At 65.0% G+C, this 13,602-nt stretch carries 11 protein-coding genes and 1 pseudogene; 5 read left to right on the forward strand and 7 right to left on the reverse strand.

Annotation, left to right across the window (positions count from 1 at the left end; translation table 11 throughout):
* Position 1: 1 nt before the first annotated feature.
* Together V5B60_RS12220 and V5B60_RS12225 are read right to left on the reverse strand one after the other, a co-directional pair.
* Positions 2–1,137, reverse strand: a protein-coding gene (locus V5B60_RS12220) for an IS3 family transposase (RefSeq protein WP_332347696.1) whose coding sequence is annotated in 2 segments (ribosomal slippage) — positions 2–885 and positions 885–1,137 — 1,137 coding nt in all. Because the reading frame shifts where the segments join, the coding sequence is not laid out codon by codon here.
* An 840-nt stretch (positions 1,138–1,977) separates the two neighbouring features.
* Positions 1,978–3,009 (reverse strand): annotated as a pseudogene (locus tag V5B60_RS12225) (Druantia anti-phage system protein DruA); the annotation flags it as partial.
* A gap of 366 nt (positions 3,010–3,375) precedes the next feature.
* Between V5B60_RS12225 and V5B60_RS12230 the strand changes: the two are divergent.
* The 4 genes from V5B60_RS12230 (at position 3,376) to V5B60_RS12245 (ending at position 6,374) form a co-directional block, all read left to right on the forward strand.
* Complete coding sequence (locus tag V5B60_RS12230) at positions 3,376–4,185, forward strand: N-acyl amino acid synthase FeeM domain-containing protein (protein WP_332347252.1); 810 nt, start codon at positions 3,376–3,378, stop codon at positions 4,183–4,185.
* A 109-nt stretch (positions 4,186–4,294) separates the two neighbouring features.
* Positions 4,295–5,071 carry a PEP-CTERM/exosortase system-associated acyltransferase gene (locus V5B60_RS12235; RefSeq protein ID WP_332347253.1) on the forward strand — a complete coding sequence of 259 codons (777 nt, stop codon included), beginning with the start codon at positions 4,295–4,297 and terminating at the stop codon, positions 5,069–5,071.
* 72 nt (positions 5,072–5,143) lie between these two features.
* Positions 5,144–5,929: a GAF domain-containing protein gene (locus V5B60_RS12240; protein ID WP_332347254.1), complete on the forward strand. Its 786-nt coding sequence runs from the start codon at positions 5,144–5,146 to the stop codon at positions 5,927–5,929.
* A 76-nt stretch (positions 5,930–6,005) separates the two neighbouring features.
* Positions 6,006–6,374, forward strand: a complete 369-nt coding sequence (locus tag V5B60_RS12245; RefSeq protein ID WP_332347255.1) for a DUF3301 domain-containing protein — start codon at positions 6,006–6,008, stop codon at positions 6,372–6,374.
* 29 nt (positions 6,375–6,403) lie between these two features.
* Here V5B60_RS12245 and V5B60_RS12250 read toward each other — a convergent pair whose 3' ends face one another.
* The 4 genes from V5B60_RS12250 to V5B60_RS12265 form a co-directional block, all read right to left on the reverse strand.
* Positions 6,404–7,300: a SphA family protein gene (locus tag V5B60_RS12250; RefSeq protein ID WP_332347256.1), complete on the reverse strand. Its 897-nt coding sequence runs from the start codon at positions 7,298–7,300 to the stop codon at positions 6,404–6,406.
* Positions 7,301–7,444: 144 nt separating this feature from the next.
* A complete protein-coding gene (locus V5B60_RS12255) occupies positions 7,445–9,073 on the reverse strand; it encodes a 4-hydroxyphenylacetate 3-hydroxylase family protein (protein ID WP_332347257.1) in 1,629 nt (542 codons plus the stop codon).
* 59 nt (positions 9,074–9,132) lie between these two features.
* Complete coding sequence (gene typA, locus V5B60_RS12260) at positions 9,133–10,974, reverse strand: translational GTPase TypA (protein ID WP_332347258.1); 1,842 nt, start codon at positions 10,972–10,974, stop codon at positions 9,133–9,135.
* An 83-nt stretch (positions 10,975–11,057) separates the two neighbouring features.
* Positions 11,058–11,456 carry a group II truncated hemoglobin gene (locus V5B60_RS12265; protein ID WP_332347259.1) on the reverse strand — a complete coding sequence of 133 codons (399 nt, stop codon included), beginning with the start codon at positions 11,454–11,456 and terminating at the stop codon, positions 11,058–11,060.
* Between the two features lie 371 nt (positions 11,457–11,827).
* On the opposite strand from V5B60_RS12265, the gene V5B60_RS12270 reads away from it, so the two are divergent.
* Positions 11,828–12,103, forward strand: coding sequence for an ArsR family transcriptional regulator (locus V5B60_RS12270; RefSeq protein ID WP_332347260.1), 276 nt, complete (start codon positions 11,828–11,830; stop codon positions 12,101–12,103).
* A 23-nt stretch (positions 12,104–12,126) separates the two neighbouring features.
* On the opposite strand, the gene V5B60_RS12275 is transcribed toward V5B60_RS12270, so the two are convergent.
* On the reverse strand, positions 12,127–13,575 hold the full coding sequence (locus V5B60_RS12275) for a DUF294 nucleotidyltransferase-like domain-containing protein (RefSeq protein ID WP_332347261.1): 1,449 nt from the start codon (positions 13,573–13,575) through the stop codon (positions 12,127–12,129).
* Between the last annotated feature and the right edge of the window lie 27 nt (positions 13,576–13,602).

Consider the following 13,602-nt stretch of genomic DNA (forward strand, 5'->3'; position numbering starts at 1 on the left):
CTTACGCCGCGGCTCGGATGGCCGACGCGAGGGCAGCGAAGTAGGCGGTGTCCGGCGTCTTGCCGTCCAGGGCGCGATGCGGTCGGCGCTCGTTGTAGAAGCGGACGTACGTGGTCAGGTTGGCTCTTGCATCGGCGACGCTGTCATAGGCCTTGAGATACACTTCCTCGTACTTGAGCGTCTTCCACAGGCGCTCGACAAAAACGTTGTCCCGCCAGGACCCCTTGCCGTCCATGCTGATCCGGATGCCGTGCGCCTTGAGCATCCCGGTGAATTCGCCGCTGGTGAACTGGCAACCCTGATCGGTGTTGAAGATCTCCGGGCAGCCGTGCCGGTGGATGGCTTCCCGGACCGCGTCCAGACAGAAGTCGGTCGTCAAGGTGTTCGACAGCCGCCAGGCGAGCACCCGCCGCGAGTACCAGTCGATCACGGCGAACAGGTAGAGGAAGCCCCGGCGCATCGGAATGTAGGTGATGTCCGCCGCCCACACCTGGTTGGGCCGCTCGACGGCAAGATCGCGCAGGAGATACGGATGAATTTCGTCGCCGCGCCGCCGACGAGAGGTGTTGGGCTTCCGATACAAGGCCTCGATGCCCATGCGCGCCATCAGGGTGCCGATGTGTCGGCGGCCGGCCCGGAAGCCCTCGGGGCGCAGCAGATCGCGCAACATGCGGGCGCCGGCGAAGGGGTGCTCCAGATGCAACTCGTCGATCCGGCGCATCAGCGCCAGATCCTCCGCCGAGACCTCGCGGGGCGTGTAGTACGCGCTCGAACGGGCCACCCCGAGGAGGGAGCACTGATGCGCGACAGGGAGCTTGTGCTTGCGGTCAATCATCTTCTTGCGCTCAGCAAGCCCGCCTTGGTGAGCGCATGTTCTAAAAAATCCTTCTCCAGCGTCAGCTGTCCGATCTTGGCGTGCAGTTTCGTCAAGTCCGGATCGCTGCTCGCAGGACCGCTGGTATCCCCAAAAACCTGGACCGCACGCTCCGTCAGCTGCCGCTTCCAGTCCGTGATCTGGTTCGGGTGAATGTCGTACTGCTGCGCCAGTTCGGTCAGCGTCTTGTCGCTCTTCAGCGCCGCCAGCGCCACCTGCGCCTTGAATGCCGGCGTGTGGTTCCGCCTCGTCCTTCTCGTCATGCTCTCGCTCCTGTTGGGGCTGCTTCCGCAGCCGTTCAATGGGGCAAGGCTACCACTTATCCTGCTGTCCAAAATTCCGGGGCCCCCTCTGTATTTCGACGGCCGGCGGAGTTCGACTTCGCGGTAGCGCAAATTGACGTGCGCGGTACGTTGTGCGTGCCCGTCGCGTGCCTTCTGTTTGCTTTTCTTGGCCCGAGCGCTTTGTCGCGGCACGTTGATGCGAAGCTGGCGTCGCACGGGGCTTTGTCTGACGAGTTCGAAGAGGTTGAGTGCCTCGCGGGTGGCGCGGTCATGTTTGGCGCGAACCAACAGTTCGACGCGGCCGCTTTGGCGTGGCTCGTCAAACAGTTCGAAGAAATCCGCCTCGCGATCCATCACGCAGACCTGGCGCGTGTCGGGCAGCGCGGGGACCAGATCGTTGCATTGGCGAAGACCCTCGATCCAAGTGAAGGTCTTCTTCTCTTCGATCGGTATGGCCGACGCCGGGCGCAGGTCCTCCTTTGCCCGGTGCGTCGGTGCCGCACAGTGTGCCCTCAGGACCCCCAGCGGCAGGCCCTGGGTCGTCAGCACCAGCGTCGAATGCAGGTGCAGTCCGCCACTCTGGGCACCCGTCTGGTTGCTGCCGATGACGCCCAGCCCGGCACACTGGACCAGACCAGAATAGTTCAGCTCGGTCCCGTCCTGAACGCAGAGTACCGTCGACTGCGCCTTCATCCGCTGCACCGTGCGCCGTTGGTGAGGGGCCAGGATCGCCTGCATGGTGACCAGCGAGTCATCGGCTTGCTCGATCAGCCGGTAGTACGACTTGATCGCCGGCTTGTCTCCTTGCGCGGCACCGCAGAACGCGCGCCCCGGCATCTCGCCCATCGTGCGGGCAAAGTCGGCCAGACGCCTGTTGCTGCGCCGGTCCCCCAAGTTCGCTCCGGCAAACTCATGGCCCGCCCACTCGTCCCCCTCCAGACCTTCGCTGATCTGCAGCGCAGTCACTTGGAGCGGTTCGGCAATGGCGGCCAGGCGGGCGCGTACATCGGGCTCGAGTTCATAGACGTAGATGGCCTTGACCGTCTTCGCGTTCTCGTTGAAGCGATCCTGTCGGCCACGCCCTTTGGTCTGGCCAATCTCCAGCCAGTTCGCTGCCCGGTAGCTGGTGCCGATGAAGTGCTGCGTGTCCACAAAGCTCTCCACCAGCCAAGGGCGATAGCCGTACTGGGCCTCGTAATCCGCACCCACGCGCCGCAAGACCATCCCCAGCACGTGCGAGGCCAGATTCGGGCAGTGCACCGAGTGGCGGATGAGAAAGCGGCTCATGCCAATCACCCCGTGCAGGTGCTGGCGCCGGACATGATCGCTCCAGCCGATCCATCGCTCTCGGTCGGCCAGATGCAGCGCCGACGCCCCGAAACCAAAGCCGCCCAGCCAGCCATGCTCAGAGCCAATCAGGTAGCGCATCTGCGCCCCCACCAAAGGCCCAGCCCCCTGCGGATGCTCGCACAGCATCAACTCGTTCCACACCCGCATCAGATCGAGAGTCTCAACGAGGACCAGCCTCAGCCCACGAAGCTCTGCGAGCACCGTCGGCACGTCCATCGCCCCATCAACGGGTTGACCCAGACGCCGCGGCCCTGCTGCCGTACGGCGCTTGCGCATCGGTGCCGGCAGAACGAAGTGCCCCGCCCCCTCCAACTCACGCAGCGCCTTGACGCAGCCTGCGATCTGGCTACGCCCGCGGGCATCACGCAAGCCGAAGTGTTGACAAATCGACTCGGCAACCGAGGATAAACTTCGATGCTCCTTGCCCGCCAACAGCTCCCGGATAACCTCAATCGAGGCTTGCTGTCTCAGCGCTCGCTTGACTTGGTTTTGCTCATTCATACCGAACCATAATCGGTTCGATCAAGAAGGTCCAGTCCTAATTTTTCGGGTAAAGGGCAGGGCTAGGGGTGCCATCAGTGCTTGCTTGGCTCTCCTTTTTGTGCCAGAGTTCGCTCGTCATCTCGTTGTATTGCGACATCGCGGCGCAACCTTACGTTACGGGCCCGACTGCCGCTATCGTCTATTGGCGCAGCGATGCTCGATGTGCGGAAGGGAACTGGGGAAGCGGATGTGGTGTTGAAGACGGAGCCCGGCCGATGTCCCGATGGATGAACATCGGATCTCCGTGACCGGAGGAGGCAGCAACGCGTGAAGTGGATTCGACGACTGGGTGAGACCTTGGGAATCGGACGCCAGGTGGCGCCCGTGAGCACTGCTCCCATGCCCAGCGACATCCAGAAGACGGTCATGGAGTTTTCCGTCATGGACCGGACGCGGCCGATGTCGTTCGAGCGCCCGTCGCTGGCTGCCGATCACGTTTCCCGGGTGGAGCGTGAGCGTTTCAAGTTGCGGCTTGCAGGCAGCAGTCCGGAACGTCGGCGGTCAGCGACCGTGTTGGTCGAGAAGATGTACGGCTGGCGAGGCTACAAGCTGAGCGGTGATGCAACATTGGCCCGTAAGGAGGGAGCGCTGACGATCACCGGTCTGGTCTACGGAAATGATGGCCTGCCGGTCGGTACGGCGACCCTGCGTTTCGATGGCCCCGGCGGCCTGCTGGCGGATGAGCTCTATCCTGCCGAGCTGGATCGACTGCGAAGGGAGGGACGGCGGCTGGTCGAGTACAGCAGGCTGGCGATCGATCGCGGCTTCGTGGATTCGCGAAAGGTCGTCGCCGCACTGATGAACGTCTTCTACACCTTTGCCAAAGCAGACGGCTTCACCGATGCGATCATCGAGGTGAATCCAAGACATGTCGACTACTACGTCAGTCGAGCCAACTTCGTCTGTATCGGCGAGGAGCGGCACTGCCCGCGGGTCAACGCGCCGGCAGTGCTGCTGCGTCTCGACTATGAGGTGGCGGCGCGGCAGATCGAACTTTACGGCGGCAGGAAGAACGATCCGGCTGCCGGCAGGAGCCTCTACCGGTATTTTCTGGTGGGTGACGATCAGGAAGCGCTTTCGGACAGGTTGCTGCCGGGCGAGGCGCAGCCACAGCAGCGCGCGGGGCGGCCGTGAGCCGCGACCATGGCCACAAGCGCCCCCAGCCGGCCATTCGCTGGCTTGCCGCGCGGCGGTCGTTTCCCCGAACGAGGCAGCTATCGGTTTGCGGCGGTGGCGATTGGCGATGAGCGGTTTACCCGACCCGTTCGATACCGGCGCCGGTTTCAGCAAGTACTTCGAGATGCTGCCGGCGCTGAGCAGGGAAGAGCAGGAGCAGACCTTCCGCCTGCGGCACGAGGTCTATTGCGAGGATCTCGGCTGGGAGGAGCGGCGGAGCGATGCGCTCGAGACGGATGCCTATGACGCGCATTCGCTGCATTGCCTTGCCCGCAGCAAGCCGTCCGGCCGGCTTGCCGGCTGCGTGCGCCTGGTTCTCGGTCGCACGGACGAGGCGGCCAGTCAGCGCCTGCCATTCGAGCTGACCTGTGGCGAGACGCTGGACCGTGTGCTGATGGATCGGCTCGCCGGCAGCCGGGATCGGATCGCCGAGGTCTCCCGCCTGGCCATTGTCCGCGACTATCGACGGCGGCGAGGCGAGGAAGGTTCACCCGGCACACTGCTCGCTTCCAGTTTCGGTACCGCCGAGCAGCCGCGCTTTCCCTATCTGCTCGTTGGCCTCTACATGGCGGTATTCGTCATCGCCGAGCGCCATCGACTGGATACGCTCTTCCTTCTCGTCGAGCCGCGTCTATCCCGCCATCTCAATCACTTGGGCATCGGCAACCGACAAATCGGTGCGGCAGCCGAGCACCGAGGCCTGCGTGTTCCGGCGATGATCGACGTGGCGCAGGTGGTCGCCAACCTCAATCCGCGGCTGCGCGGCATCTTCGACGTCGTTGCCGGAGAAATCGAAGCCGGCCACCGCGCTGCAGCTGCCGGCGGCCCCGACCCGCAGCGATGAGCCTTCCGGCACTGACGCTGCATGGACCCCTGCCACCGCTTCTCGCGGCGGCACTCGCGAAATGGTACGTCGATGGCTGCAACAGAGAACCTTCTGCTTCGACTGAAGCAGTTTGCCGGCTTGCTCGAAGAGGCAGGTGGCGAGGACAGCCTGCAGCGACTGGCCGAAACGACCGCGCGGATACTTGACAGCGAGCGTTGCTCGTTGATGCTGCGCAGTGAGGACGAGCAGTCGCAGCTTCGCTGGCGGGTTTGTGCCAGCTTTGGGCCGCTCCCCGAGCGCGCTTACCTCGAGGATGTCAGGGCCGGCGAAGGCATCGCCGGCCGCGTCGCCGCCAGTGGCGAAGCGTTGCTCGTCACCGACATCGACCGTTCCGAGTTCGCGAGTTGCGCGCGGCGAGCGGACGACCCGCGCAAGAGCCTGCTCTGCGTACCCGTTCGCCATGCCGGCTCGGTCATCGGCGTTCTCAACGTCAGCGCGCATCGCACCGGACGTGCTTTCGGCCTGGATGACCTGCACCTGCTGGAAATTGTCGCGCTGCTGGTCGGCAAGGCCATCCAGATCCGCCAGTTGCAGGGTCTGCTGAACTCCCGTTTCGCCCAGTTGGCGCTCCTCGACCTGGCAGAGAAGGACATCGGACAGGCGTTGGCGAGCCCGCTGCCAAACCCGGACCAAGTGGCGCGCATCATCGCGCGCTCGTTCTACAAGGAGATGAATCGTGTCGGTCTCGGGCCGCGGCAGATCGTCAACGCTGCGTCGGAGATCATCGAGCAACTGAGTGGCAGCCTCGTTCGCCACAGCCGGCGGCTGGACCGGGAGGGGCCGGAGGCAGGCGGCGCCGCGCGGCCGCCTGCCTGATGCGGCGGCTGCGGCGTCGGTCGGCGGGCAGGCTCCGAGCAACGTTCGCCTCGTACCTGCCTGGCCCGCAGAGTCGATGATGCCCTGGCTGGAGATCTTGGGCCTGGGCCTTCTGCTGCTCGCCGGCTGGTTCTGGTTCGACGGCTTCCAGGCGCGGGCGGCGGCGATGCACGCGGCACGCGTCGCCTGCGCTGCCGATGGGCTGTTGCTGCTCGATGACACGGTGGCGCTGGCGCATCTGCGCCTGCAGCGTGACGGCGAGGGAAGGCTTCGCCTGCGACGGACGTACGACTTCGAGTACAGCGATACCGGCGACAATCGTCGCCCAGCCCAACTCGTCGTGCTTGGCGACGAGGTGCTGCTGTTGCGCCTGGTGCCACCCGCAACCGCCGCCGGGGAGCGGCTGCGCGTTGTCGGCGGTCGGCAGGCAGCCGATGAGGGGTAGACGATCGCCGGCCGATCGCCGCAGGCTCCCTAGAACCCGGTGACGAGCTTGAGAAAGAACTTGTTGCCCTGGAAGCGGTTGTCGACGCCGACTTCGTGGTTCCAGCTGGCAATGAAGCTCGTTCCCTTGTGGTTGTACTGGACCGCGGGTCCGTAGGCAAAGACCTTGCCGCGACGGCCGTCGGGAGGAACCTTGCGGCCAGCGACCTCGTCGTCGGTGGTCTGTGTCAGGTAATAACCGGCGAGGCCGACTCCCCAGGGGCCGAAGTGCTGGCCAACCAGGTAATCCATGTGGAATTCCTGGCCGGAGTGGTAGTCGGTGTCGTTGTTCTTCGTCTTGATGTTGTACATCAGTTTCGCCGACACCTCGAAGCCGCTCTGGTTCAGGTAGGTGAAAGCGACGATCGGTTCGAAGCTGTAGTAATTGGCGCCGATGCTCTGGGTCGGATCATTGGCGTCGTACTTGCCGGTCGGCAGATAGATGTCGAGGCCGACCGTCAGGTGCCAGTCGGGCGGGAAGTGCCAGCCAATGATGATCGGGTCGATGACGATGTCGCCGAGGCCGAAGGTGCTGCCGGACCCGATGCCGGGAATCGGGGTGTGCAGCCGCTGGTATGCGACCGGCACGATGGCATGCACTGCCCAGTCGCCGCCCAGGATCTTGTGGCCGGTGACGTGGATGAAGCGCAGGGCATCGAAGGTGGCGCTGACGCTCAGGCCGCGGACCTTGTCGCCCTTGTTGTCGCGGTAGTCGCCCTCGTAATAGCCGAGGTAGTTGATGAAGTAGTTTCCCGGTGGTGGCAGGGCGCCAGCCATGAAGTTCTCGGAACCGTTGGGGTACTGATCCGGCCCCTGCTTCGCCACTGCCGAAGTGACCGCGAACAGCGCCGGTGCTGCCAGGAGCAGCAGCCTGTATGCCTTGTGCATCGTTCTCTTCTCCCTTGCTGATGTCGGCGCCGGCTGCCGTGAGCGCCGCGTCGTTCCGCCGGCGGCGCCCCACGGACCTGGCGCGGCTCGCATGTTACCATCTCGCGAGCATGGTCGTCGTGCTGCTGACACGGCCGGGTTCGCCTACTCGGCGGCTGGCTCTTCCTCAGCGCAAGTCGGGTGGCAACCGGCGGTCACCGGCAGGGGTACCATCATCGCCTGCCCGGGGAGCGAGCAGCCGGCAGCGCAGCAGCGTCCGGGTTGTCTGTTGCGCGTGATCGGACGCGACTCGTCGTGCAGGACACCGCGCTCGAGCAGCCGCTCGACCAGCTCGACCTTGCTGCCAAGCGGGTAGTTGCGCCAGATCTCCTGTTTCATCGCCGCCGGCGAGCCGCCGCCGTGCAGGCTGATCACCGAGTACCAGCCGCCCTGGTACGACGCCGTCAGGTCTTCGATGAAGCGCGCGACTTCGATCCGCCGGTCGTAGGGAACGTCCGGATTGGCGCGCAGGACTTCGGCCAGCGTGGCTGCAGTCGCCGGATTGTGGTCTTCGTCAGGGCCGGGCAGGGCGACGATCAGGCCGCCGGAGACCTCGTGCGCCAGCCGGTGCATGTCGTAGATCTGGGTCGCCAGCAGCAGCTTGCCAATGTTGGCGAAGACCGGCTCGGGCATGAAGCTGCCGCTGTGCGGGTCGGCAGCGCCATAGACGCTGGCCGCGACGCCGCAGGCAAAGAAGCCCTCGGTGATCTTGATCAGCTCGACCATCGGTTCGCGCAGACTCGCCTCCGTCCCCGGATCGAAGCCGTTCGCCTCGCACATCAGCGCGCCGGCGCCGATCAGGAGATCGCCAAAGCCGGCGCGGGCAGCGATGCAACTGTGTCGATGGTGTGTGGCATAGGCGTAGGTCAGCGAGGCCGAATGCTCCCACTCGCCGGCGAGGAATACCCTGTCCCAGGGGACGAAGACGCGGTCGAAGACGAGGACGGCTGTCGATTGACCGTAGCGGCGCGAGAACGGAGCGGCACCATGTTCGAGCTTCTCACCGGGCCGTCCGGCCGGGCGGGCGATCATCGTCAGTCCCGCTGCATCGACGGGCAGGGCACAGCAGATGGCGAAATCGGCGTCGGCCGGACCCATGTTGCGGCTTGGCATGACGAGGATTTCGTGCATGTAGGGCGCACCGGTGACGATGGCCTTGGTGCCCGAAATGACGACGCCGGCGGTTAGGCGCTCGACGATGTGCACGTAGCTGTTGCGGCTTGCCTGCTGGTACGGTCGCAGTGAACGGTCGCCCTTGGCGTCGGTCATCGCGATCCCGAGCGCCAGGTCGCCGTCCTGGACGTGCTCGAGGTACGCGGCAAAGCGTGCCCGTCGCTCATTGCTGCCGTCTGCGGCGTCGGCACGCGCGCAGAGCTGGTTGATCGCATTGAGCGCGTCGTGTGCCAGGTAGCGCTGCGCGCAGCCGGTCTCCTGGCACAGCAGGCGCACTGCCTCGAGCTTGTTCAGCAGGTCAGCGGCCGACTCGTCGATGTGCAGCATGCGATTCACCGTGCGTCCACGGCTCGTCTGCAGTGCGGTCATCAGCGGCGCCTGTCGCGGATCGTGGGCGAAGTCGTAGGTGACGGCGAGGGCGTTGATGCCGGGCTGCAGCTCGCGACTGTCGGCTACCGAGTCGAGGCGGCGGCCGTCGAGATAGACCTTCGGCCGGTAACGGCGCAAGGATTCACGGTAGTCGCTGCCCCTCATCAGGCCAGCGGGTCGGGTTGCGTTCATGCGTTCTCCTGCCGGCCGGAGGCGGTCGGGCGGTCGGTCAGCGGCGACCGCGGCCGCCGCTAAGCCTCGCGTGCCGCACGCCGGCGCTCGTTGTCGGTGAGCAGGCGCTTGCGGATGCGGATGCTCTTCGGCGTGATCTCGACCAGTTCGTCGTCGGCGATGAATTCGACCGCCGATTCGAGTGTCAGGGCCACTGCCGGTACCAGCCGCACAGCCTCGTCCGATCCCGAGGCGCGGATGTTGGTCAGTTGCTTGCCCTTGATCGGATTGACCACGAGATCGTTCTCCCGGCTGTGGATGCCGATGACCATTCCTTCGTACAGCTTGTCGCCGGGGACGGAGAACATGCGGCCGCGGTCCTGCAGCTTCCACAGGGCGTAGGCGACCGCTTCGCCCTTCTCGGCCGAGATCAGGACGCCATTGCGGCGCCCCGGGATGTCCCCCTTGACTGCTGCGTACTCGTCGAAGACATGGCTGATGAGTCCGGTGCCACGGGTGATGTTCATGAATTCGCCCTGGAATCCGATCAGGCCGCGGGCGGGAATCCGGTATTCGAGGCGGACGCGGCCACGGCCGTCGGCGGACATGTCCTGCAGGTCGCCACGACGGTAGCCGAGCGCCTCCATCACGGCACCCTGATGCGACTCCTCGACGTCGAGCGTGAGCATTTCGTAGGGTTCGCAGACTTCGCCGTCGATCTCCTTGAGAATCACCCGCGGGCGCCCGACGGCAAGCTCATAGCCTTCGCGGCGCATGGTTTCGAGGAGGATCGTCAGGTGCAGTTCACCGCGTCCGGAAACGAGGAAGCTGTCCGTGTCGGAGGTCTCCTCGACGCGCAGCGCCATGTTCGTCAGCAGTTCCTTGCGCAGCCTTTCACCGATCTGCCGGCTGGTGACGAAGCGCCCTTCGCTGCCGGCAAGCGGCGAGTTGTTGACCATGAACGTCATGTTCAGCGTCGGTTCGTCGATCTTCAGCATCGGCAGCGCCTCTGGTTTCTCGCTGTCGGTGATCGTGCAGCCGATCGACAGATCCTCGATGCCCGTGACGAGAACGATGTCACCCGCCACCGCTTCGTCCATCGCGACCCGTTCCATGCCGCGAAAACCGAAAACCTGATTCACCTTGGCGCCCTTTGGCGCGCCATGTTCGAAGCGGCCTGCCGCGTCCGCCTGGCCGTACATCACCGTCACCTGTTGCGCCGGTCTCAGCCGACCCCGCTGCAGGCGACCGATTCCGATGCGGCCGACGTAGCTCGAGTAGTCAAGCGCCGAGATCTGCAATTGCAGCGGGCCGTCGATCCCGGCGGCCTGCGGTGGCGGCACGTGCTGCAGGATGGCGTCGAACAGCGGCCGCATGTCGGGCGATGGCTTCGCCAGGTCGGGCGTCGCGTGCCCGTTGATCGCCGAAGCGTAGATCACCGGAAAATCGAGTTGCTCGTCGTTGGCGCCCAACTTGTCGAAGAGGTCGAAGGTATGGTCGACGACCCAGTCGGGGCGGGCACCATCGCGGTCGATCTTGTTGACGACGACGATCGGCTTCAGCCCGAGGGCGAGCGCCTTCTTGGTGACGAAGCGCGTCTGCGGCATCGGCCCCTCGACGGCGTCGACCAGCAGCAGGACGCCATCGACCATCGACAGGACGCGCTCGACCTCTCCGCCGAAGTCGGCGTGGCCAGGGGTGTCCACGATGTTGATGTGGATTCCGGCGTAGTCCACGGCCAGGTTCTTGGCCAGGATGGTGATCCCGCGCTCCTTCTCGAGCTCGTTCGAGTCCATCATGCGCTCGGTGATGTGCTGGTGCGCGGCAAAGCTGCCGGCCTGTACGAGGAGCTTGTCCACCAGGGTGGTCTTGCCATGGTCGACATGGGCGATGATGGCGATGTTGCGAACGGCACGGGACATGTCGGCTGAGGCCTCTGGACAAGGGCCGACATTCTAGCACGGCCGCCCCGACCCGCTGCTGCGGATGGCGGCGGCGGTACCGGCTACCGTTGAACGGGGCCCGGCTGGTTGCGCATGAAGTCAGCCGTATTGAAGAATGCCGCCAGCAGCTTTTCCCGCAGGCTCTCCTCGATGCCGGTCGACTCCATGGCCAGCAGCATGCAGGCCACCCATTGGTCGCGCTCTTCCTCGCCGATGGCAAAGGGCATGTGTCGGCGGCGCAGCATCGGGTGGCCGATCTGCTGCACATAGAGGTCGGGCCCGCCCAGCCAGCCGGAGAGAAACATGAAGAGCTTGTCGCGGGATGACTGCAGGTCGTCCGGATGCAGTGCACGAATCGTGGCGAACTGTGGTACCTGCGCCATCAGCTCGTAAAAGCGGTCGCAAAGCCTGGCGACGGTCGTCTCGCCGCCAAGCAGGAGGTAGAGGGTCTGTTCCTGCATGCCGCGTGATCCTGGTTTGCCGACGAAGCGTGATTGTACCCTTGGCAGCCGTCCCTTGCCGCAGCGCAGCATCGGAATTGACAGCCGCTGCGCAATCGCTAGAATCCAGCCCTCGCAGTGCGCGTCATGTGGTTGCTTGGCGCGCGCCAGCAGCCGTCCCGGTGGCCGTCGCGAGCGTGCTGTGGGCAGTGGCGATCGCGTGTGGGCATCCGGCAGCTCGCGGTTCGGGCCAGTGCAGGGCTTGGCAGGCGCATGCCGCTGGCAAGCTGCAGGGCCATGCCGGCGCCCGCGGAAGGAATTGCCAGAACGGCTTCGCTGGCGCAAACTGCAGCCTTCCCGCATCGGCAGGTGCGTTTTCTTGGGGGTGTCTGATGACCGAAACGATTGTTGCTTACCTGCGAGCCCATGCCGAGCAGCTCGACGTTGATATGGCGGAAGCGTTGCGCATTCCGCTTGCCGAACTGCGCGAGCAGATCGCCCAGCTTGCCGCTTCGGGAGACGTGATCTGCTGCCGGGTCACGCGCTTCATCGAGGGTCGCAAGATCGAAGGGATCAGTTGTCGCCTTTCCTGCGATCCGCCAACGCCCGCTCGCGGACGCAAGCCGGGTGTCAAGAAGGACGACGATGTCGACGCCGGCATCTTCTGAATGAGCGGCATCGTGGCTGCCGGTCAGCGCAGCAGATGCAGGGCGAAGTGGCCCTTGATGAACGCCTGGAAGTTCTCGACCCCCTTGAGCGCCAGCTGCAGGCGACCGAGCTCCATCGTGTTGAGTCGTTCGAGCACGACGTAGTTGTCGGGCGGGCGTCCCTCACGCACGGCTTCCACCTGCGCGCGCAGGCGCATCAGGACCAGGAAGTCGAAGCTTTCGGAAATGGTGGCCGCCATCTTGCGGTTGACCACCTTGTCCCTGACCAGCATGTCGAGCCGCTGGTGCGTGCTGCCTTCCAGCTTGCCGGCCTGGATCGCCAGTGCCTTGACGCCTTCCGAGATGGCGAAGATGCCGGCCTTCTTGATCTCGAGCATGCCGGAATGCGCGCCCTCGCTCTCCGCCTTGATGCGGCCGAACCAGCCGATCGGCGGCGCGAAGCGCAGCGTGTTCTCGACCATTCGCATGAGGAACAGCTTGTCGCGCGGGACGTGCGTGTAGAGCTGATCCTTGAGTTCCTGCTCGAACGACGGGTCGCCGAAGATCGTCCTGATATCGACGAAGGTGCCGCAGCTCAGGACATGTTTCGGCGTTGGCGCCTGCAACCAGCGGGCGAGCTGATCGCGCCACTTGCCGAGGCTGCGCCGCCATTCCTTGTTGCTCGCCATGATGCCGCCGGGGCACGGCGGGATGCCGATGGCGGTCAACGATTCGATGAGGTGCTGCGCGAAGTCCTCGATGCGGCTGACCTCATCGGCGCCGAGCTCGTCACCATAGACGATCGCATTGTCCTGGTCGGTCAGCAGCGTCTGCTCGCCGCGACCCTCGCTGCCGAGGACGACGAGGGCAAAGCGCGCCGGCAGGTCGGCGAAGCGGTCCTGGCGCAGCAGGGCGATCAGGCGCAGCAGGACCTGGTCGTTGAGATGAGCGATCATCCGCACCAGGTCGCGGACGCTGCGCGTCCCCGCACCGCCGTCGCTGATGTGCAGGACCAGTCCCTGGATGCGCTCGAAGACGCTGCGCAGTTCCTCGAGGCTGGTCGCGCGCTCGATGTCGAGGACGAGTTGGTGCGGCGTGTTCGCCTGCAGCCGGATGATGTCGCTGTCGGTGATGATGCCCGACAGCTTGCCCTTGCCATCGACCACCGCCAGACGGTGGATGCGCTGGCGCGACATGCGGTAGAGGGCCTCGTAGAGCAGATCACTTTCCCGGATCACCGACAGCGGGCTGTTCATGATCGCGCGCACGCTGAGCGTCGTCGGATCCAGGCCGGCGGCAACCACCTTGTTGCGCAGATCGCGGTCGGTCATGATGCCGTGCGGCAAGCGGTTCTCGAGGACGACGACGCTCGATATGTTTTTCTCGCGCATGACTGCGACGACATCGACGAGCCGGTCTTCGGGTGCGCAGGTGACGACCTGGCGTTGACAGAAGTCCTTCACCGGGCGAAAGAACTGGCCTTCCTCGGACATCGCGGGCTGCTCCTGGTTGTTCGTTTG

The organism is Accumulibacter sp., assembly GCF_036625195.1.
Classification (GTDB): Bacteria; Pseudomonadota; Gammaproteobacteria; order Burkholderiales; family Rhodocyclaceae; genus Accumulibacter.